Annotated in this window: 18 protein-coding genes, 1 pseudogene and 1 riboswitch; of the genes and pseudogenes, 9 read left to right on the plus strand and 10 right to left on the minus strand. The window is 69.3% G+C overall.

Annotated features, from left to right (window positions below):
• Positions 1–34: 34 nt before the first annotated feature.
• From ACYU8I_RS09105 to ACYU8I_RS09120, 4 genes are all read right to left on the minus strand, one after another.
• The gene (locus ACYU8I_RS09105; protein ID WP_460839785.1) at positions 35–1,012 is read right to left on the minus strand and encodes an aldo/keto reductase; all 978 of its coding nucleotides are present in this window, start codon (positions 1,010–1,012) and stop codon (positions 35–37) included.
• 112 nt (positions 1,013–1,124) lie between these two features.
• A complete protein-coding gene (locus ACYU8I_RS09110; RefSeq protein WP_460839787.1) occupies positions 1,125–1,469 on the minus strand; it encodes a cyclophilin-like fold protein in 345 nt (114 codons plus the stop codon).
• A 185-nt stretch (positions 1,470–1,654) separates the two neighbouring features.
• Complete coding sequence (locus tag ACYU8I_RS09115; RefSeq protein WP_460839788.1) at positions 1,655–2,926, minus strand: multidrug effflux MFS transporter; 1,272 nt, start codon at positions 2,924–2,926, stop codon at positions 1,655–1,657.
• Positions 2,927–2,999: 73 nt separating this feature from the next.
• The gene (locus ACYU8I_RS09120; RefSeq protein ID WP_460839790.1) at positions 3,000–4,016 is read right to left on the minus strand and encodes a zinc-dependent alcohol dehydrogenase family protein; all 1,017 of its coding nucleotides are present in this window, start codon (positions 4,014–4,016) and stop codon (positions 3,000–3,002) included.
• 170 nt (positions 4,017–4,186) lie between these two features.
• Here ACYU8I_RS09120 and ACYU8I_RS09125 point away from each other — a divergent pair, with 170 nt between their 5' ends.
• Both ACYU8I_RS09125 and ACYU8I_RS09130 read left to right on the plus strand, forming a co-directional pair.
• Positions 4,187–5,098, plus strand: coding sequence for a helix-turn-helix transcriptional regulator (locus ACYU8I_RS09125; protein WP_460839791.1), 912 nt, complete (start codon positions 4,187–4,189; stop codon positions 5,096–5,098).
• A gap of 346 nt (positions 5,099–5,444) precedes the next feature.
• Complete coding sequence (locus ACYU8I_RS09130) at positions 5,445–6,152, plus strand: alpha-amylase family glycosyl hydrolase (protein ID WP_460839793.1); 708 nt, start codon at positions 5,445–5,447, stop codon at positions 6,150–6,152.
• Between the two features lie 22 nt (positions 6,153–6,174).
• Here ACYU8I_RS09130 and ACYU8I_RS09135 read toward each other — a convergent pair.
• The 5 genes and pseudogenes from ACYU8I_RS09135 to ACYU8I_RS09155 form a co-directional block, all read right to left on the minus strand.
• A pseudogene (locus ACYU8I_RS09135) lies at positions 6,175–7,104 on the minus strand (FecCD family ABC transporter permease); the annotation flags it as partial.
• 93 nt (positions 7,105–7,197) lie between these two features.
• Positions 7,198–7,378: riboswitch (cobalamin riboswitch) on the minus strand.
• A gap of 242 nt (positions 7,379–7,620) precedes the next feature.
• A complete protein-coding gene (gene ccsB / locus ACYU8I_RS09140; protein ID WP_460839795.1) occupies positions 7,621–8,598 on the minus strand; it encodes a c-type cytochrome biogenesis protein CcsB in 978 nt (325 codons plus the stop codon).
• Positions 8,599–8,666: 68 nt separating this feature from the next.
• Entirely contained in the window at positions 8,667–10,244 is a 1,578-nt protein-coding gene (gene resB, locus ACYU8I_RS09145; RefSeq protein WP_460839797.1) for a cytochrome c biogenesis protein ResB, read from the minus strand.
• A 46-nt stretch (positions 10,245–10,290) separates the two neighbouring features.
• Positions 10,291–11,268 carry a M56 family metallopeptidase gene (locus tag ACYU8I_RS09150; RefSeq protein ID WP_460839799.1) on the minus strand — a complete coding sequence of 326 codons (978 nt, stop codon included), beginning with the start codon at positions 11,266–11,268 and terminating at the stop codon, positions 10,291–10,293.
• A complete protein-coding gene (locus ACYU8I_RS09155; protein WP_460839801.1) occupies positions 11,265–11,624 on the minus strand; it encodes a BlaI/MecI/CopY family transcriptional regulator in 360 nt (119 codons plus the stop codon). Before ACYU8I_RS09155 ends, ACYU8I_RS09150 begins: the two co-directional genes overlap by 4 nt.
• Before the next feature lie 123 nt (positions 11,625–11,747).
• On the opposite strand from ACYU8I_RS09155, the gene ACYU8I_RS09160 reads away from it, so the two are divergent.
• From ACYU8I_RS09160 to ACYU8I_RS09175, 4 genes are all read left to right on the plus strand, one after another.
• Complete coding sequence (locus tag ACYU8I_RS09160) at positions 11,748–12,437, plus strand: copper resistance CopC family protein (RefSeq protein ID WP_460839803.1); 690 nt, start codon at positions 11,748–11,750, stop codon at positions 12,435–12,437.
• A 335-nt stretch (positions 12,438–12,772) separates the two neighbouring features.
• A complete protein-coding gene (locus ACYU8I_RS09165; protein ID WP_460839805.1) occupies positions 12,773–14,593 on the plus strand; it encodes a cytochrome c oxidase assembly protein in 1,821 nt (606 codons plus the stop codon).
• Positions 14,594–14,759: 166 nt separating this feature from the next.
• Positions 14,760–15,410: a DUF3105 domain-containing protein gene (locus ACYU8I_RS09170; protein WP_460839807.1), complete on the plus strand. Its 651-nt coding sequence runs from the start codon at positions 14,760–14,762 to the stop codon at positions 15,408–15,410.
• A gap of 129 nt (positions 15,411–15,539) precedes the next feature.
• On the plus strand, positions 15,540–16,160 hold the full coding sequence (locus tag ACYU8I_RS09175; protein WP_460839809.1) for a DUF305 domain-containing protein: 621 nt from the start codon (positions 15,540–15,542) through the stop codon (positions 16,158–16,160).
• Positions 16,161–16,168: 8 nt separating this feature from the next.
• Here ACYU8I_RS09175 and ACYU8I_RS09180 read toward each other — a convergent pair whose 3' ends face one another.
• A complete protein-coding gene (locus tag ACYU8I_RS09180; protein ID WP_460839922.1) occupies positions 16,169–16,927 on the minus strand; it encodes a cytochrome c oxidase assembly protein in 759 nt (252 codons plus the stop codon).
• A 327-nt stretch (positions 16,928–17,254) separates the two neighbouring features.
• On the opposite strand from ACYU8I_RS09180, the gene ACYU8I_RS09185 reads away from it, so the two are divergent.
• From ACYU8I_RS09185 to ACYU8I_RS09195, 3 genes are all read left to right on the plus strand, one after another.
• The gene (locus tag ACYU8I_RS09185; RefSeq protein ID WP_460839811.1) at positions 17,255–17,653 is read left to right on the plus strand and encodes a DUF4307 domain-containing protein; all 399 of its coding nucleotides are present in this window, start codon (positions 17,255–17,257) and stop codon (positions 17,651–17,653) included.
• Between the two features lie 112 nt (positions 17,654–17,765).
• Positions 17,766–18,731: a hypothetical protein gene (locus ACYU8I_RS09190; protein ID WP_460839813.1), complete on the plus strand. Its 966-nt coding sequence runs from the start codon at positions 17,766–17,768 to the stop codon at positions 18,729–18,731.
• 204 nt (positions 18,732–18,935) lie between these two features.
• Positions 18,936–19,877 carry a cation diffusion facilitator family transporter gene (locus ACYU8I_RS09195; RefSeq protein WP_460839815.1) on the plus strand — a complete coding sequence of 314 codons (942 nt, stop codon included), beginning with the start codon at positions 18,936–18,938 and terminating at the stop codon, positions 19,875–19,877.
• Positions 19,878–19,985: the final 108 nt, after the last annotated feature.

Raw genomic sequence — 19,985 nt, forward strand, 5'->3', positions numbered from 1 at the left:
TGTCTTCCCCTCAGGAAGCAGTAGTTGATGGTGCTCACCAGGCGTAGGACTCGGGGGCGCGCCCAGGTCCGGGCCAGATGCGGTCGAGCTCGTCGAGCGTCGACTGGTTGAGGTCGACGTCGAGGGTGTCGATCGCGTCCTGGAGGTGCTGGGCGGTGCGGGAGCCGGCGATCACAGAGGAGACGACCGGCTGGTGCAGCAGCCACGCCTGGGCGACTGCGGCCTCGCTGTGACCGAGGTCGGCGCACAGGCCGCTGTAGGCGGAGAGCTGGTCGGCGAGAGTGTCGAACTGCTCGCTCATCGCAGCACGCCGCACCGTCTCTTCGTTTGGTCGCTTGCCGGCGAGGACGCCCATGGCCAGCGGGCTCCAGGGCAGCAGGCCAAGGCCGTGGTACTCCAGGGCAGGTACGAGCTCCTGCTCGATCGCGCGGTTGGTGAGGTTGTAGAGGCTCTGCTCGGAGACCAGGCCCAGCGCACCGCGGTGGGTCGCGACCGACTGCGCGGTGGCCACGTCCCAACCGGCGAAGTTGCTGCTGCCGACGTAGGTGATCTTGCCCTCCCGCTGCAGCTGCTCCATCGCCTGCCAGACCTCCTCCCACGGCGTTCCGCGGTCGACGTGGTGCATCTGGTAAAGGTCGATGTGGTCGGTCTGCAGCCGGCGTAGGCTCGCCTCGCAGGCGCGGCGCAGGTGGTACGCCGACAGGTGGCGGTCGTTGGGGCCCAGCCCCATCGGCTGGTAGGCCTTGGTCGCGAGGACCACGTCGTCACGCCGACCCGACGTGGCCAGCCACCGCCCGATGATCTCCTCGGAGGTGCCGTAACCCTGCTCCATGTCGGGCGACTGCGGCCCGCCGTAGACGTCGGCGGTGTCGATGAGATTGATGCCGCTGTCGACGGCGAGGTCGAGGATCGCGTGGCTGGCCTGCTCGTCGGTGGCGTCGCCGAAGTTCATGGTGCCGAGGGCGATGCGGGAGACCTTCAAGCCGCTGCGGCCGAGGTGGGTGTACTGCATGGCGGGGATCCGTTCTGGATGGGTCGGGACGTCGAATGGTGGTCTGGGCGGTCGCTGAGTCAGGCCCGGAGGACGGCGATGTCGACGTCGGCAGTGCCGAGGGCGGTGATCTTCATCGATTCCCCTTCTGAGCGACTCGCTCGATGGTCACGGGGCCGCGGTCGAGGCTGGCGACGTTCTCGGCGCCGTCGACGACACGACCGAGCGGGATGGTGTCGTCGGAGTGAGGCACGCTGCCGTCGTAGAAGACGGCGAGGTTGCCCCACGGGACGTAGTAGATGAGGTCACCGGGGCCAGGGGCGCTGCCGCCAGAGCCCTCGGTGGTCAGCGGCGCGTCGAGGTAGCTGATCTTCTCCGAGGTGTGAAAGTCCTCGAAGTCGACCGTCAGCGGCAGCCGGTCGATCAGGTCGCGCGCGGTCGGGTTCTCGTCGAGCGCGACGGTGACCGTTCCGTCCACGGTCGTAAACCGCACTCGGGTGCGGACGGCGGCCGCAGCGGCCGCGTCCGGCTGCCCGGACGACGTCGTGGGTCGGATGCGGTCAGGGCCGTTGCGAGCAGTGGAGGGTGCCGCGTCGTACGACGAACCAGAGGTCGCGCACGCCGCGACCAGCGGGCCAAGGGCGGCGAGGACCAGATACCTGCTCACGCGGCGGCCCCGATGACCTCGCGTGTGGCCGCGCGGGTGCTCGTGCGCGGGAGCAGCAGGCAGGCGGCGCCAGCGAGAACCGCGGCGACGGTGACGACGACGCCGAGCGGGACCGCAGTGGCGGCTCCCGCGATCCCGACGACGGGCGCGGTGACGCCGCCGAAGGCGAAGCGGGCCGAGCCGAGGAGGGCTGCGGCTGCGCCCGCCTGTTCCGGGTGGTCCTCCAGGGCCAGCGTCGTGGCGGGTGGGGTGCTCGTCGCAACGCCACTGACGAGGAGGAAGAGCGAGACCACCATGGCGGCGAGCGGTAGGTCGCCGAGGGCGGTGGCGAGGACGCCGACGGAGCCGATGAGCACCAGGGCGAGGCCGACCACGAGCGTCCCGCGCACGGACCAGAGGTCAGCCACTCGTGATCCGAGGAAGCCGAAGACCATGAAGCCCGCGGAGTTGAGTGCGAACGCGTAGGAATAGCCCTGCGGTGTCAGGCCGTAGATGTCCTGGAGCACGAAGGTCGCGCCGCTCAAGTAGGCGAACAGGGCGGCGTTGCTCAGGCCCGTCACGAGGACGGCTGCGACGAGCTTGCGGTCACGCAGCAGGTGGCCCATGGAGGAGACGCTCTCGACGACCCCACCGCCGCGGCGCCGGGACTCGGGAAGGGTCTCGCGGAGCAGCGCAGCGCTGGCCACGAGAAGCACCAGGCCCAGCAATGCGAGGAAGACGAACGTGCCGCGCCAATCGGTGACCCTCGCCAGCTGCCCACCGACGACGGGCCCGACGACGGCAGCGAGACCACCGAGGACGGTCAACCGGCCGTAGTAGCGCAACAGCCGGCTGCCGGTGTAGAGGTCACGACCGGCGGCCTGCGCGATCACGATCCCGACCGCGCCGGCAAGGCCCTGCACGAAGCGCGCCACGACGAGAGCCGTCACCGTCGGGGCGACGGCGCACAGCAGCGACGCCACGACGAAGGCGGCCACCCCGATCAGGAGTGGGCGGCGTCGACCGAACCGGTCCGACAGCGGACCGGCCACGAGCTGGCCGAGCGCGAGACCGATCAGGCAGGCGGTCACCGTCAGCTGGGCCGCCGACGTCGTGGCCCCGAGGTCAGCGGTGAGCGCGGGGAGAACCGGGAGGTACAGGTCCATCGAGATGGGCCCGAAGATGGTCAGGGCGCACAGCACGAGCGCCATCGGGGAGCTCGCGGTGACGACTCCATGGGGCCGTTCGTCGACCGGCGCTCCGGTGGGTGCGTCAACGGTGGTGGTCATAGGTGCTCCAAAAGGGGGCGGGCGGGTGTCCACCCGCCCGACGGTGGGCGGGGCGGGTGGTGGGATCGGTGCGTCAGGGCCGCAACAGGGTCTTGATGGCGCGGCGCTCGTCCATCGCGCGGTAGCCCTCCGCGGCGTCCTCGAGCCCGAGCTCGAGGTCGAAGACCTTCCCCGGCTCGAGCTGCCGGCTCAGGATCAGGTCGATCAGGTGGGGGAGGTAGTCGCGCACGGGAGCGGGCCCACCATGGAGGTGGACGTGCGAGAAGAACAGCTGCTCCCCCGGCAGCGTGACGTCGTGGGAGACGCCGACGTAGCCGACGTGGCCCCCGGGACGGGTCGACTCGATGGCCTGCAGCATCGACTCCTGCGTGCCGACGGCCTCGATGACCGAGTGGGCTCCGAGACCGTTGGTCAGCTCCTTGACGCGGGCCACGCCTTCGGTGCCGCGTTCAGCCACGATGTCGGTGGCGCCGAATTCGCGCGCGAGCCGCTGGCGCGACTCGTGGCGTGACATCGCGATGATGCGCTCGGCACCGAGCTGCTTGGCGGCGAGCACCCCGAGGAGGCCGACCGCGCCGTCGCCGACAACGGCCACGGTCTTGCCGGGTCCGGCCTGGGCTGCGACTGCGCCGAACCAGCCGGTACCGAGCACGTCGGACGCCGCGAGCAGGCTCGGGACCAGGTCGGCGTCAGGCATCTCGGGGGTGGCGACGAGGGTGCCATCAGCGAGCGGGACCCGCATGAGCTCGGCCTGGGCCCCGCCGACGAGCTCGCGGTGCACGCAGGACGACTGATATCCAGACCGGCAGATGTCGCAGACGTTGTCGGAGGCGAAGAAGGAGCCGACGACGAACTGTCCGACCTCGACCTCGCGGACCTCCGAGCCGACCTCCTCGACAATGCCCACGTACTCGTGGCCCATCGGCACGGAGTCCGTGGTGGCATCGACCCCGCGGTAGGGCCACAGGTCGGAGCCGCAGACGCACGCGGCCGAGAGCCGGACGATCGCGTCGGTCGGCTTGAGGATGGTGGGTCGGTCACGGTCCTCGACGCGGACGTCTCCGGGGCCGTGGAGGATGGTGGCGCGCATGGGTGGGCTCCTGCTCCCGCCTCGTGGGCGGCGTGGTCGGTGGCATTCGCCGGTCAAGACCGACCGGCACGACACCCATGCAAACGCGCCTCACGTGTGCGCAACAGGTCGCGTTTATGGGGGTACAAACGCCACCTGGCTCAGCGCGTTCGCGCGCCTACGCTGAGGGCATGACGCAGGACCCCAACGCCGACAGCCGCGCCGACATCCGCGACTTCCTCGCGACGCGTCGCGCCCGTCTCACCCCGGCCGACGTCGGCCTGCCCGCCGGCAACCGTCGCCGGGTGCCGGGCCTGCGCCGCGAAGAGGTCGCCGTCCTGGCCGGCGTCAGCACCGAGTGGTACACCAGGCTCGAGAAGGGCCACATCACCGGCGTCTCCGAGGACGTTCTCGACGCCGTCGCCACCGCACTTCGACTCTCCGACGCCGAGCACGCCTACCTCTTCGACCTCGCCCGCGCCGCGCGCCCGAAGCGCACCGCAGCCAAGCGGCAGACCACGGTGCCCGAGCCCGTGCGCTGGATGATCGACTCCATGCACGGCTCGGCCGCCATCGTGTGCAACGGCCGGCTCGACCTCATGGCCGTCAACCCGCTCGGCCGCGCGCTCTACTCGCCCATCTACGACGGACAGCCTGACAACGCGAACCCCAACATCGCCCGCTACCAGTTCCTCGACCCCAGCGCCGACGCCTACTACCCCGACTGGGCCGGAGCCGCCGACGTCACTGCGGCGATCCTCCGCACGGAGGCCGGCCGCGTCCCCGACGACCGCCGCCTCCGGACCCTCGTCGGCGAGCTCTCCACGATCAGCGAGGAGTTCCGCACCCGCTGGGTAAGCCACGACGTCCGTCTCCACCACGCCGGCGCGAAGACGTTCCACCACCCCGCCGTGGGACCGATGGAGCTCAACTACCACACCATGGACGTCTCGACCCGACGCGACCGCTCGCTCGTGGTCACCGTCTACACCCCCGAGCCGAGCACCGACTCTGAAGAACGCTTCGCGCTTCTCGCCTCCTGGGCTGCGACCGCCGGCGCTGTTCTAGCCTCCGGTAAAGGCGAGGCGCATTCCCGTGGATGATGCCCGGTGACACCTGGCGCGTGTGCCGGACCCGCGTGACCTGACGAGCACTGGTTCGCGGTGTGGCGGCGCTCAGCGTGGCGATCCATGACCGGCGCTGAGCGTCGTGGTGGACGTCAGCAGATCTGAGTAGCGAAGGCCCAGCCACTGCTTCGCTGCAGTGTTCCCCTCCGGAACGACGTGGTTCTCTGGCTGCGTCAACTGTCCTTCCGCTCCCCCAAGGAGATTACTGATGCCGTCGTGGACCGACCACGTGATGTGATGGCACGTCTATCCGCTCGGAGCAGTCGGCGCCCCGATCCGACCCGCCGCCGGCGACTCGCCGCTCGGCGGCCCCGACGAGCCGGTGGTACACCGGCTGGGCCGGATCGAAGCCTGGCTCGACCACGTGCTCGACCTAGGTCTCAACGGCTTGCTGCTCGGGCCGGTCTTCGCCTCGGCCACGCACGGGTACGACACGATCGACCACCGCCGCGTCGACCCCCGCCTCGGCGACGACGCCGACTTCGACCGCCTGGTCGCGGCCGCGCACGAACGAGGTCTGCGGGTCCTCCTCGACGGGGTCTTCAACCATGTCGGTCGGTCTCATCCTGCCTTCCAGCTTGTCGAAGCTGAGGGCCCGGCGGCCGCGACCGCGTCGCTGTTCCGAGTCGACTGGGACGGCTGGAGCCCCGGCGACCGCGTGCGAGCGAACGTCTTCGAGGGCCACGACTCCCTGGTCGCCCTCAACCACGGCTCCTCAGCGGTCGTCGAGTGGGTCGCTGACGTGATGGACCACTGGCTGGCCCGAGGTGTCGACGGATGGCGCCTCGACGCGGCGTACGCCGTTCCGCCGGCCTTCTGGGCGCAGGTGTTGCCGCTCGTGCGCGCGCAACACCCCGACGCCTGGTTTCTCGGCGAGGTGATCCATGGTGACGCCCCTCAGTTCGTGCGCGACTCCACCATCGACTCCCTCACCGCCTACGAGCTGTGGCAGGGCGTCTGGCACGGGATTGCTGACCAAAACCTCTTCGAGCTCGCCCACGCGGTCAAGCGACACTCGGCGCTGCTTTAGACCTCGGTGCCTGCCACCTTCGTCGGGCGACGACGTCGACCCACAGCAGGAAGAGCGCGCCGGCAAGGGCCGCGACGGGCAGCGCCGCGCGATGGCCTCCGCCCACGGCGATGCGGGCGAGGTGGGGCACCACCAGGCCGACGAAGCCGATGCCCCCGGAGACCGCGACCAGGATCCCGACGAGCGCCGAGGTCAGCACGAAGAGCCCGACGCGCAGCCCGCGCACCGGCACCCCGACGGCGGCCGCGGTGTCGTCGCCGGTCGAGAGCGCGTCGAGCCAGCCGTGCATGCCGAGCAGCACCGCCATCGAGACGGCGACCGCGACGAGCGGTGGCAGCAGCTGGACCCACGAGGCACCGGCGAGCGAGCCGAGCAGCCAGAACAGCACCGACTCGGTGGCCCGCGGCTCGTTGCTGGCGAAGACCAGGAAGCTCGAGACCGACGAGAACGCCGACGACATCACCACCCCGGTGAGCACGAGCCGCAGCGGGGTCAGCCCTCCTTGGGCGAGCGAGACACCGAAGACGAGCGTGGTCGCCGCGAGCGCCCCGATGAGCGCACCGGCCGAGAGCGCCCAGACCCCCAGCGAGCCCAGCACGCCGAGCGCGATGACCGCGGTCGCCCCGACCCCGGCGCCGGCCGAGACGCCCAGCAGGTAGGGGTCGGCCAACGGGTTGCGGACCAGGGTCTGCATGGCCGCGCCCGCCACGGCGAGGCCGGCGCCCACCACGAGCGACAGCAGCACCCGCGGAGCACGCAGGTCCCAGACGATGGCGTCGTAGACCGGGTCGGGGCCCGGCTCCCCCGACAGCAGCCGGGCACGCAGCACCTCGACCACGCCGCCCGGGCGCAGCGGCTCGGAGCCGAGGCCGAGGTAGACGACGACGGAGACGCCGATGGCCAGCAGCAGCAGGACTCCGAGCGTCCAGGGCTGGCCCCGGCGGGCTCGCAGGGGACGCTCGGGTGAGGGGAGGCGCGTGGACGCCAGGCCGGGTTGGGCCAACGGGCGCTCTCGTCTGTCGGGGACCCGATGCGCGCGGGCCGGCGGCTGAGGAACGAGCCAGCCGGTCTTCGGACTCGGGATCGACCCGGCGAGACACCTTCCCAGGACCGGAGTCCCAGTGGTCCAACGTCTCGCCAGTCACCCTCACCACTGCGCGTCAGCTCCGGACTCTCCCCGGATTCCCGCACACCTCTCGGCGTGTTCTGGCTCAGCGCCGAGGTTACACGGCGGGAGCTTGCTGAACGTTGTCCGGCTGCTGCTGCTGCGACACTTCGAAGAGGACCGTTCGCAGCGAGTCCGCACCCCGCGGGGAGGCCCGCGTCGGTTCGCCCGGCAGCCCCTACTCGCGGGCGACGACGAGTCCAGTCGCCGCTGGCTGCCTGCGACGCGGCGCCAGCGAGTCCCGGCGCCGTCGCGGACAGAACCGCAGTGCTGAGCGAACCAGCCACGACCTTGATCAAGCCCCTACAAGCCGGAGTAGGAGTGCAAGCCACCCACCCACATGTTGACGCCGACGAAGTTGAACAGGAAGGCGACGTAGCCGGCTAGTGCGAGCCAGGTCGCCTTCTTGCCTCGCCAGCCGCCGGTCGCTTGGGCGTGGAGGTAGGCGGCATAGAGGACCCAGGTGATGAAAGCCCAGGTCTCCTTGGGGTCCCAGCCCCAGTAGCGGCCCCAGGAGTTCTCGGCCCAGATCGCACCAGCGATCACGGCGAAGGTCCAGATGGGGAACGCGATCGTGTACGCCGTTTGGGCGATCTGGTCGAAGGTCTCGCTCGGCCAGCCCCTGGCTCGACCGGGTGTCCGTGCGGCTCGGCGCACGCTGATGAGGTACAGCACCGAGACGAGGGCTCCGACGGTGAAGAGGCCGCCGGCGATGATGGCTGCCGCGACGTGGATGACGAGCCAGGCCGAGTCAAGCACCGGGATCAGTCCGGCTGCTGGGGTGTAAAGCACGGTGATGGCTAGGCCGAGGAAGAGGGCTGCAGCGGTCGCGACCCAGACGCCGACGAGTCGTACGGGCCGCGTGTTCGGCCGGCTGGCCAGGAGGAGATACGCGGCGACGGTCGTGAGGGTTCCGACGACGGCGAACTCATACATGTTGCTCCACGGGACCCGACCGGCCGCGATGCCGCGGGTCGTGATGGCGAGCAGCAGGAGTACGACACCCAGGCCGAGCAGTCCGTGACCGGCACCATCGAGCTTGCCCGTGGCCGTGGGCGTGGTTCGGTCAGTGGTCGAGAGGTCGTCGCGTGGGGTCGTGGGAGCGGCGCTGCGAGGGAGCGCGTTCCCGGTCCCCGTGCGGTCCTCCGAGGCGGCTCGCGTTCCGTGACTGCGGGCCAGGACGTCCTCCTCGTGACCTGCCCGTGGCGTCGACCGGGTAGCGCTCGCGACGAGCAGACGAAGGCTGCTCGCTCGCGCTCTGTGGATCGCCAGCACGAGCATGGCTGCGGCGAACACGGCGATGGCGGTGAGGACCAGCCGGTCGCTGAGAACGGCGTAGGCGCTGGAAGTCATGTCACTGCTCCATGGGTGGACGGCTGCGGCTGATGCACATCGAGCGACGACTCCAGCGCGGAGGCGATGCGCTGGACCTCGTCCTGCATCGCGTGCTCGTCTGAACGTCGTCTGCTCAGAGCGAGGCCTCCGATCTCTAGCGAAACCAGACCGGAAGACACCTCGGGGTGTGGTGTGAGGCGGACCCATACGCGCCATCGGCGGACGGTGAGCGAGATGGTGAGACCGAGGAGGAGCATGATGCCGGCGACGAGTGCGATCTCCTTGCCGGGGTCGTAGGCGATCTGGAAGTTCGCGAAGCGACGCACCCCGTCGAACCGGATGGAGCCGAGCCCGTCACCGAGCTGCATGGTCTGGCCGGGGGCGAGCATCGTCCGGTCTTTGCCGCCGCCGATCTCGGTGAGGTTGCTGGTGTCGAGGGTGAAGATGTTCTGGGTCTCTCCGGTGTCCAGCCCGAGGTCGCCCGACCAGGCGGTAAGCAGCAGCCGGGGGTTCACCGGTGCGGGGAAGACCGACACGGGGGGCTGGCCGTCTTCCTGGGCGGCCGTGGGGAGGAACAGCCCTTGCAGGGCCAGCTGCTCTGGTCGAGCATCGGGCACCTTCACGACTCCGTCCGAGGCATAGCTGGAGTCGATGGGGTAGAAGATGGTGGGGCCGGAGAAGACGACATCGCCGCGGCCGTCGGTGACGGTGATCTCTGGTGCGTAGCCGTGGCCGGTCAAGAAGAACTTGGTCTCGTTGATGTCCAGCGGCGCGTTCGGGCGGACCACCTTGCGGCCCTCCTGGCCGTCGGGAGTCGACCAGTCGAGGGTGGCGTCGAAGCTGCGGGGTTCTCCACGCGAGGCGGCCTCGCCCGAGAAGGAGGCATCGAACTCGTCGAGGGTGAGGCTGAGCTGTTCGAGCCCATCGATGTCAGTGAGGGCCGAGGGGGAGAATTCGTCGTACTGGGAGACGGTGTTGGCGAAGCTCTGACCCTCGATGATGGCAACGCGTCCCTCGAAGCCTTGCAGCTTCCCAAGCGCGATGCCCAGGAGCAACACGAGAAGCGAGAGATGGAACAGCAGGTTGCCGATCTCTCGGATCTGCCCCCGTTCGGCTCGAACTTCGCCGCCGAGGAGCCTGACGCGTCGGTGGCGCTGGCTCAGGATGCTTCGGGCGGCGTCGAGGGCTGTTTGTTGGTCGGCTTCGACCAGTAGGTCACGTCCGCCTCTGGGACCGACGAGAGTGCGTGGTGCCGGTGGCGGTTCGGCCCTCGACTCACGCCACAGCGTGCGGCAGCGCGGCAGGACGCACCCGGTCATCGAAACGAGCAAGAGGATGTAGATGCCGGCGAACCATGCCGAGGCGTAGACGTCGAAGAGCCCCAGGCGATCGAGCCATGGGGCGATGGTCGGGTTCTCACGGTAGAAGCCCGGGACTGCGCCGGGGTCGCTCGCGACGTTGCGTTGCGGGAAAAGCGAGCCCGGGATCGCGGCCAGCGCCAGGAGCGCGAGGAGGATGACCGCGGTGCGCATCGTGGTGAGCCAGCGCCAACCCCAGACGGCCAGCGCGGGGATGGATCGTCGCTCGGCCACGAACCCGAGCGTACTACTACTTCAAATAGTAGTTGCGCTCGGCTGATCAGCCCGGCGTCGAGGGGATCGGCAGCGTGCAGCAGGCGTGAGCGAGGCCCTCGCCGCCCGGCAGCAGAGCGACGAAAATGGGCGCGAGGACGACCGCGCACGAAAGCGAGGCGATCGCGGCACGCGCGGAGACCGGGAGCGGAGCGGCGGGCCGCAGCAGCCGCCGGGCGCGGTCTGCGGTGTCACCACCCGCGTTCAAGACCCCGGCGGGCCCGAGAGCGAGGCACAACAAGGCCCGCGCCAGGTGGGGTCGGGCGCCGCGTCCTGCTGCGTCGTCGGCTTGCATCTCGACGAGGCGCGACACCTGGGCCGCACCGAGCCGGAGACTGGCCATCCAGGGGAAGGTGGTGGCAAGCATCTGCGCGAACGACACTGCGACATGGTGCCGCAGCCGCAGGTGCGCTCGTTCGTGAGCCAGCACGCTGTCGAGTTCTTCTGGGCTCAACAGACCCGTGGCGGCGCTGGTGGCGACGATGCGAGAGCCGCGACCCGGCACGCAGTAAACCGCCGGGGTCTCGTGTTCGATGATCATCAGGCCGCCGCTGCCGGGGGACCCGACGGCATCCAGGGTCGAGCGCTGGCGGCGCCTGCGTCCCCGGGCCCGGGCCTGGCTCAGCACGGTCAGCCACCCGAAGCGCAGAACCAGCCCCAGGACGAGCGCGGCACCGGCCAGCGCCGGCACTTGGACGAACGGCTCGTCGAGTCGCGAAACCACTTCGTCGGTGCACAGGCGTACGAGCTCGCCCAGGCTGGTCGCAGCGGTGGCGTGCGGCACGAGCAACGAGACGCCGGCAAGGATGACGCTGGTTGCCCACGCGAGGCTCAGGCTCTGCCAGGCGAGGACCCCGAGGCCTGGTGATCGAGTCGGCCACTGCGCCCTCGCCAGCGGACCGGCGAACACTGCGAGCATCCAGGCCAGTCCGACCAGCGCGGCGGCGGTCCAGAGCCCAGGCAGGTTCCCGACAGCACTGCTCACGGTTCGGGCGCTCCGTCGAGCATGCGGCGCAACTCGGCCTGCTCGGACGGATCGAGCCGCCCGACGAAGCGCATGAGCGTTCCCGACCGGTCCCCCGCGTCGCCTAGGACATCCTCCAGCAGGCCGGCGACGTGCGCCTCCCTGCTCTCGACGGCTTCGTACTGGAACGCTCGCCCCACCTTGACGCGACGAACCAGACCTTTGCGGTGCAGGTTGTCGAGCACCGTCATGACGGTGGTGTAGGCAATGTCGCGATCCCGCTCCAGATCGGTGACGACGTCACGTACGGACACACCACTACCCCACGCCCACAGGCGTTGCATGACGGCCGCTTCCAGCGTCCCGAGTTCGCGCACTCTCGCCTCCTTCGTCCAGCCCGCGCGCCGTGACCGTAACTCCTATCGGTCATAGTAGATATCGTCAGCTGCGCCGCCGCACCCCGAAGCGGTCGCGCATCGAGCTCCCGGGAGGACAAACCGATGCACGGCACCACCGCGCTTCTCGCCGTCGGTGACGGCAGCTGTCGACGACGGCCACAGTACCGTCGCTCAGCGGCTGTCGTGGCTTGCGCAGCGATCATCACCGCGCTGATGGCCTTCGGCGCCGGCTCGGCACAGGCGCACACGTCGTTCTTGGGGAGCGATCCCATTGACGGCGCCCGTCTGGCTACGGCCCCGGCCGAGATCGACCTCGAGTTCTCCGAGGTTCTGCAGCCCGAGCTCGTGGTGGTGAACCTGCGCGTAGCGGAAGGCAGTCCGACGCGGCTCGTCACCGACGTCGAGGGCGGGCGACTCGTGGCTCGGGTTCCGAGCGAGGCGCTGCAACCCGCCGAGAGCTCGAAGGTCTGGCGTGTCGACTTCAGGGTCGTGTCGCAGGACGGGCACCCGATTACCGGAACCAGCCGGTTCGCTGTGGCCCCGGCTCCGCAGACGGCGTCTGACGGGACTGATCCGACGGCTACGGCCGGGCAGACTCCCCCCGCGGATCGGGCTCAGGAACCGACGCCGCTGGAGTCCACCGATACGCCGGAACAGACACCCGCCGGCAGGGTCGCGGACTCCGAGCGAGGCCCTGCGTGGCTGTCGACCCTCGTCATCGGCGTCATCACGATCGTCGTGGTGGCGGGTGCCATCACGTTGATCTCGCGAGGCCGGACACGTCCGGAGTGACGACCAGACGCCTCCCCCGAGGAACCGACTCCCCCGACGTTCCGCGACGGCCAGATGCCTTGGGGTCACCAGCATGTGTCGGGCCAACCGACAAGACCGCTACCGGACCGCGGCCACCGAACGGTGGGGACTCCCGGTCAGCCGACTCAGACCACCACTGCCCAGGATCCGGTTCTCTTCGTCCCGTCGTCGGGGTCTTGGTGGTGACAGCGGTCGCATTCGCTCCCGTCGCCGCCATCCTCGGCGCTTGGCTGGTGGGCAGCCTGCGCCCGGACGTCGTCGAAGGCCTCCCGGACGCGGGACTCGCAACCGCGTGGGGTCTGCGAGTGTCACAGGTGATCCGCGACACCGCGGCGGCGACGACGCTCGGGTTCCTGGTCCTCGCCGCCTGCTGCGTCCCCAACCTCGGGTCGAAGCCGCACGAGGTCATCTCCGGCACGCGCGCTCGGCTCACCGTTGGGGCCTCAGCGGCAGCCATGCTGTGGAGCCTCACATGCCTCGCCCTCATCGCGTTCTCCTGGTCCGACGCAGTCGGCTGGTCGTTGACGACACCGGGTGCACTGCAGCAAGTCGCGTGGTTCGCGGTCGACTTCGAGCTCGGCCGTGCCCTGCTCCTCAGCGCTGCGATCGCCTCGTGCGTGGCGATCGGTGCCATCTGGCTTCGCCGTACAACGGGTCTGGCGGTGCTCGTCGCACTTGCAGTGCTAGCACTGTGGCCTCTGGCCACGGTGGGCCATTCCGCCGGCGACCTCAACCACGACTGGGGCGTCAACTCGCTGTTCGCCCACCTCGTGGGGATGAGTGTCTGGGTCGGCGGGATCATCGGCCTGGTGTGCGTCGCTCGGCGCTCACCGTCGACCTTGGCGGCTTCTGCCCGGCACTTCTCCCCCATCGCGGGCGCCTGCTACATCGCGGTCGCGTTGTCCGGGACCGCCGCGGCCCTGCTGAGTGTGTCGAGTCCCGCAGACCTCGTCAGCGCCTACGGCTCGCTGCTCGTCGCGAAGGCGGTGCTCCTGCTGCTCCTGGGCTCGGCGGGATGGTGGCACCGCCGACGGTCCCTCGCTCGCCTCGAGGCCGGCGACACGACTGCATTCACGTGGCTCGTCGCGGGCGAGGTGGCACTGCTGTGCCTCGCCATGGCACTAGGAGTAGCGCTCGCACGCACTGATCCTCCGGACGCGTCACAAGTGCTCAGCGCCTCGCAGGCGCTGCTCGGCTACGACTTGCCACCCGAGCTGACACCGCTGAGGTGGTTCTCTGCTTGGCGCGTCGACTCGTTCTTCGTACCGGTCGCGATCGTGGCGACGTGGACGTACCTACGTCAGGTGCGTCGGCTGCAGAAGCGAGGAGATCGTTGGTCCCCGGGGCGCACGATCGCTTGGGTCGCCGGCTGGGCGGTGCTGGTGTGGGCGACGAGTGGCGCACCCGGCGTCTACGGCCGGGTCCTGTTCAGCATGCACATGGTGCAGCACATGACCATCGCGACCGCTGTTCCCGCCTTGCTCGTCCTCGCGGCCCCCGTGACGTTGTTCCTACGCTCGGTGCCCCGACGTCGCGACGGTACGCGCGGCCCTCGGGAGTGGTTGCTCGCGCTGGTCCACCACCGGATCGCGCGATTGCTCGCGCACCCCTTGGTCGCGGCCCCGATGTTCGTCGGGAGCCTCGTGGTGTTCTACAGCACCGGCCTGTTCGAGTTGTCGCTGCGCTCACACACCGCCCACGTGGTGATGGTGCTGCACTTCCTCATCACGGGCTACCTCTTTGCGTCCGGGTTGATCGGGATCGACCCCGGGGTAACCCGACCCGCCTTCCACTACCGGATGCTCCTGCTGATGGTGACGTTCGGCGCACACGCGTTCTACTCCGTGTCCCTCATGGCCAGCACCACCGTCCTCGCCGAGAGCTGGTTCGACGCCCTCGGGCGCACCTGGGGAGCGACCCTCGCCCGGGACCAGTACACCGGGGCCTCCATCGGCTGGGCGCTCGGCGACTACCCCCTGCTGATCGTGGGCGCGGCACTGATCGTGCAGTGGGTCAAGGCGGACCACCGTGAGCAGCGACGACTCGACCGGCGAGCCGACCGCGACGGAGACGCCGATCGGACTGCCTACAACGCCTACCTGACCTCGCTGTCGAGACATGACAACCGAGGCTGACCACGCGGCGCGGCCGCGGCACTCAACCGGCCGGACCCATTGCCGCAGCGAACACCGACACCCTCGTGCCGCGGGGCGGGGTGGCGTGCCGACGACCCGGCACACCCATACCAGGGCCTGACGGCCGGCACGGCTCGACCAGTAATGATCACCTGAGGAGAACCAGATGATGTCTCGACACGGTCAAGCCGGTGGCGCCAGCGACCGGGCCCGCCGCGCAGAACAGGTGCGGGCACAGCAACGGCGGCGCGAACGCACTCGTACCACCGTCTTGTGGGCCGCGGTGGCCGTGGCATTGGCGCTCATCGTCGGGGCGACGGCCTATGGGCTGCGGTCCGTGAGCGTCGAGAAAGAGGCGTTGGCGACAGGCGTCGAGGACTTCGAGGTCGTGACCGACCACGTCGCCGGACCGGTGCGGTACGCACAAGACCCCCCGGCGGGCGGCAAGCACAACGGGATCTGGCTCAACTGCGGCACCTACACCGAACCGGTGCAGAGCGAGAACGCCGTCCACTCGATGGAGCACGGAGCCAGCTGGGTGACCTACGACCCATCGCTGCCGGAAGCCGATGTCCGACGACTTGCGGACGCCATGCCCTCCACCTACGCCATCTTGTCGCCCCGTGAGGACCTACCGGCCCCTGTCGTGGCTTCGAGCTGGGGCCACCAGATCGAGCTCGATGGTGTCGACGACCCTCGTCTTGGCCGCTTTCTCCGCGACTACACCCTGGCCGACGACGTGCCGGAGCCCGGTGCCGCGTGCACCAGCGGCACCGACACCGCAGTACCGCTGCAGGGCGAGCCCGTCGAGGGCTGACCGATGACAGACCGCGATGCCGATGACCCCTCGTTCGACTACACCCAGATGTCGGCCCGGACGGGTCACTGCGCCAGCTCGCGAGCTGGCGACCCGCGGATCCGGACTTCCCGGCGGCGAGCAGTACAGGTGGTGCTCGTCGCGCTCCTGGTCGCGGCAGCACTGCTCGTCGGGTCCAAGTTCGGCGCTCCCGAGTCCCCCGACGACGAGAGTGCCGCGGCAGGGTTCCTGCGTGACATGCAGGTCCACCATGCGCAGGCCGTCGAGATGTCCATGCTGGTGCGAGACCGATCGACTGACCCGGCGATACGCCGGCTTGCTTACGACATCGCCCTGGGACAACAACAGCAGTCCGGGCAGATGTTCGCCCTCTTGCGGTCCTGGGGCCTGTCGCAGGTTGCGGCCCCCGGGCGCACCATGGAGTGGACGAACGGCATGAGCGGCATGAGCGGCAGCTCCGCTGACGGCACGGCCGAGATGACCGACGCCAGAGTCGAGAGCACCGCTTCGAGGTCGATGCCAGGGATGGCCGAGCCCGCGCAGATGCGTCGTCTGCGAGCCAGTGACGGTGTGCCCGCCGAACGGCTGTTCCTGCGCCTGATGATCGATCACCACCGTGCCGGGGTCGCGATGGCCGACGCAGCGGTGGGGCTCGTCGAAAACACACAGACCAAGCGACTGGCGCAATCCATGCGAGAGAGTCAGCGTTCCGAGATCGCTGTGCTGCAGGATCTCCTGGACCGCCGCTGATGGACCCGTCAGCGCGATTCGGCTGCGGCCGCTTCGCGTCCGACGACCGCTAGCTCGAGCATCAGCAGCACCGAGACGACGGTGCAGACAAAGCCGATGACGGCGGCATTGTCCTGGTCGCCCGTGACCGAGGGACCCCACGCTCGATCGACTGCGACGAACCAGTCCCACGCCCGGGGCGTGACTTGGTTGACGAGCGACAGCCAGTAGGCCGCCAGCACGACCGCGACCGTGAGGAGTATCAACGACCGGCGCCGGACCGAGCAACGAGGCGTGACGGAACGCGTGACGCCGGTCGCCAACAGTCCGCCTGTCGCGAGGGCCACGCACAGCGTCACGTAGTGAACCGTTCTCGATTCCAGATTCGCGACGACGACCGGGGTAGAGGTCGCGACGAACACGAGGCACGACACACCGACCGCCGACATCTCCAGCGGCAGGCGTTCACGAACCCGGACCACCACGTCGGCGATCCTCTGCGTGACCCCAGTGGACCTCGACGACGCCCCTGCGTGCCCTCGCAGGAGTGCCACCGGTCGACCGAGCGTGAGGAGAGCCGGAACCAGGAGTCCGACCAGCACCAGCTGCGTCGTGTACATGCTGAAGAGGGTCGTTCTGAGCGCTTGCGGGGTCCCGTTGGTAGCCCACACCGCCACAACACAGCCAGAGACCCACCATGCGGTGGTGCGAGGTGGCCATCGTTCGTCCAAGGGTCTGCGCCGGACGAGGTACGTGTAGCCGAGGAGCATCAGTGCGGCGACCGCCATCGTGACAGGGTCGGGCTCCCACAACAGCAGCCAGTCTGAGCCGCCGAACGATCCGGGTGCGTCCACCGCTCGAGCATCCACCAGGTCTTCTCGCTTCCGCCTACCGCTGAGAGTCCGGGATCGGGACACGCCACGGACAGCAATTACTACGCCGTATAGTAGTCACCGGCCCTCCCCACTCCGGCCCTGGCTGCTCAACCGCGTTCTCTGCCGCGGGCGAGTCCCGGCAGCAGCCACGACACCTAGACGACCCGGCGACGCAACTGCCCCCAGCGAGCCACGAGAGCGAGCCGACACGTGCGCAACGAACCACCTGCGGATACCGCGATGCAGGGACGGTACGGCCGCATCGGGAAGCGCAAGCGCCGGTGGCCGACCGTGCTCCTCGCGGTCGTCGTCTGGTCCGTCGGGCTGGCCTGGCTCGCGTGGGTGATCGCCGACCAGAGCTCCCCAGTCGTCCAGTCACAAATGCAAACTTTCAGTGTCGACGCAGACGGCAGGCAAGCGCGAGCCAGCGTGACGGTGCAGCTCGACGACCCACGCGTTCGGGCGTCGTGCCTCATCCGTGCCACCGCCGCCGACAGCAGCGCCGTCGGCGAAGAGAGTTTCATCGCCACGGGCTTCGAGGGCACTCGCAGGTTCGAGGTGGTCGTGAGGACCGAGCGAGAAGCGTCGAGCGTCGTCTCGGTCGGATGCACCGCGCCGGGACAGCCCCGCCCGCGCTGACCACTTGGCGACGAGGATCGGGGCGTGACGGGCTGCAACCGGCCTGAAGAGTGCGATCGAGTGGCGGCTTCCCGGGCCATCTGCTCTACTACTTTGAATAGTAGGACAGGTGATGCCCGCCCGCTCCCTTCTGGCCGCGCACGTCATCGCCGCCCCCCACACGGAAGATGGTGGCTCTCGCATGAACCATGCACGTCCTCGCCGTTACGCGAAAAGACTGCACCGACAGGTTACGGCGGCGGCGATCGTCGTCGTTGTCATCGCGCTCACGGTCGCTGGTCTCGTGAATGTGGTTGGCAATCCAACGACGAACGATTCGGGAACTACCGCCCCGCTCCAGGCACCCGAGAACCTCGCGGCACGGTCGGCGCCGCCCCCGACCCCGGGACCGTCGACGGGAGGTTTGAGCCGATCGTCGGGCGGATCGGCGGTTGCGTCCGACCGCGAACGATCCGCCAGCCGCTCCACTGTTCGGGGCGCGGTCCGGCCGCTGGTCCCCGCGGTGAAGCGGAAGCTGTGGACCACGGCCCCCCTCAAGCTGCGATACCGCCCGCAACCGGACTCCCGGTCGCGTGGTGTCGTCGATGACGGCGAACGCGTCGGGGCCACCGGGACACGCCGCAACGGGTTTGCCCTCGTCGTGGTCGACCGGCGTGCGCACTGGGTCACCGCCCGCTACCTGAGCCGGTCGAAGCCCGTGAAGACTCCGCCCGCCGCGGCGATCGGCGCCGGGCCGTGCGCGAACGGCGTCGCTGCGTCCGGCGGCCTCGCCCCGGCTGCGCAACGAGTGATGAACGCCGTGTGCGCCCGTTTCCCGGAGATCACCACCTATGGCGGTCGAGCCGGGCGCGGCGAGCACAGCGCCGGGCTCGCGATCGACATCATGGTGTCCGGTACGCGGGGGGTACAGGTTCGCGACTATCTCTATTCGCTACGCAACGAGCTCGGGTTGTCGAACGTCATCCATGCTCGTCAGATCTGGTCTGCCGCGCGCGACGGTGAGGGTTTCCGTGGGATGGAGGACCGAGGTTCGGTCACACAGAATCACTACGACCACGTCCACGTCTTGGCTCTGTGAGGACGCAGACCGGAGACGCCACGTGTGTGCGACGCGCGACATAGGCAACCCTTCCGCGAGTCGTGCCGGGGGGGTGTCCTGGGTCGCGCTCGCTGGCCTCGTCGCCTACACGGGGCCTACTCGGTGGGGTGCGAAGGAGATGTGGTCGGCAGGCTCGGGTGCTGTCACGGCTTTAGTGACGATTCAGGAGGAGGTTCAGCAGACATGGGTGCAGGACATGATCACGGCCCGTCGGCCAGCGATAGCGGCACCTCTAACCGGCGTCGACTCTGGGTCGCGTTTGCGATCACTGCGGTCATCGTGGTGGCTCAAGCGGTCGGTGCGGTGGTCACGGGCAGTCTCGCTCTGCTCACGGACACTGCTCACGCTCTGACCGATGCCAGCGGACTGCTCGTGGCTCTGGTGGCGGCAACGCTGATGGCCCGCCCGGCGACGAGTCGGCGGACCTACGGCTTCCGCCGCATCGAGGTCATCGCCGCGCTCGGCCAGGCCACTTTGCTGCTCGTCGTCGGGACCTATGCGGCCGTCGAGGGTGTACGACGGCTCTTCGAGCCCCCCGAGGTGCCGGCGACCGAGCTGCTCGTCTTCGGTGTCATCGGGCTTGTCGCCAACATCGCCGCCATTGCCGTGCTCGCTTCGAGCCGCTCGTCGAACTTCAACATGCGGGCGGCGTTCCTGGAGGTCCTCAACGACGCGCTCGGTTCCGTCGGCGTGATCGTGGCTGCCGTCGTGATCGCGACGACAGGCTTCTTGCAGGCCGACGCGCTGGCCGGGCTTCTGATCGCTGCCCTGATCGTTCCGCGAGCGGTCACCCTGATGCGGGAGACCACGAGTGTGCTGATGGAGTTCACTCCCCACGGCCTCGACCTCGACGAGGTGCGCCGACACCTCCTGGGTCAGCCCCACGTCCGCGATGTGCATGACTTGCATGCATCGACGGTCGCGACTGGCCTACCGACCCTGACGGCGCACGTCGTCGTCGACGACGAGTGCTTCAACGACGGCCACGCACTGGAGACCCTGGCGAACGTGCGCGCCTGCGTCGCCGAGCACTTCGACGTCGCGATCCACCACAGCACGTTCCAGCTGGAGAGCGAGGCCGTCCGGCGACGCGAGATCGCCCATCCCGACGCGCTGCACGAATGAGTTCTTTCGACTGCTCCGGGCCACCTCAGCTCTACAGGGCAGCCGCAGACACGAACAGGTCACGCGACCCCGCGGTCCTGACCTCACCAGTACCGCGCGAATGCTGTC

This window comes from Nocardioides marmoraquaticus, from assembly GCF_054777915.1.

Bases quoted from the DNA above. Each gene is read 5' to 3' on its own strand.
- ACYU8I_RS09105 (WP_460839785.1), bottom strand. From the start codon at position 1,012: ATGCAGTACACCCACCTCGGCCGCAGCGGCTTGAAGGTCTCCCGCATC.
- ACYU8I_RS09115 (WP_460839788.1), bottom strand. From the start codon at position 2,926: ATGACCACCACCGTTGACGCACCCACCGGAGCGCCGGTCGACGAACGG.
- ACYU8I_RS09120 (WP_460839790.1), bottom strand. From the start codon at position 4,016: ATGCGCGCCACCATCCTCCACGGCCCCGGAGACGTCCGCGTCGAGGAC.
- ACYU8I_RS09125 (WP_460839791.1), top strand. From the start codon at position 4,187: ATGACGCAGGACCCCAACGCCGACAGCCGCGCCGACATCCGCGACTTC.
- ccsB (WP_460839795.1), bottom strand. From the start codon at position 8,598: ATGCTCGTGCTGGCGATCCACAGAGCGCGAGCGAGCAGCCTTCGTCTG.
- ACYU8I_RS09160 (WP_460839803.1), top strand. From the start codon at position 11,748: ATGCACGGCACCACCGCGCTTCTCGCCGTCGGTGACGGCAGCTGTCGA.
- ACYU8I_RS09170 (WP_460839807.1), top strand. From the start codon at position 14,760: ATGATGTCTCGACACGGTCAAGCCGGTGGCGCCAGCGACCGGGCCCGC.
- ACYU8I_RS09180 (WP_460839922.1), bottom strand. From the start codon at position 16,927: ATGGCGGTCGCCGCACTGATGCTCCTCGGCTACACGTACCTCGTCCGG.
- ACYU8I_RS09185 (WP_460839811.1), top strand. From the start codon at position 17,255: ATGCAGGGACGGTACGGCCGCATCGGGAAGCGCAAGCGCCGGTGGCCG.
- ACYU8I_RS09190 (WP_460839813.1), top strand. From the start codon at position 17,766: ATGCCCGCCCGCTCCCTTCTGGCCGCGCACGTCATCGCCGCCCCCCAC.
- ACYU8I_RS09195 (WP_460839815.1), top strand. From the start codon at position 18,936: ATGGGTGCAGGACATGATCACGGCCCGTCGGCCAGCGATAGCGGCACC.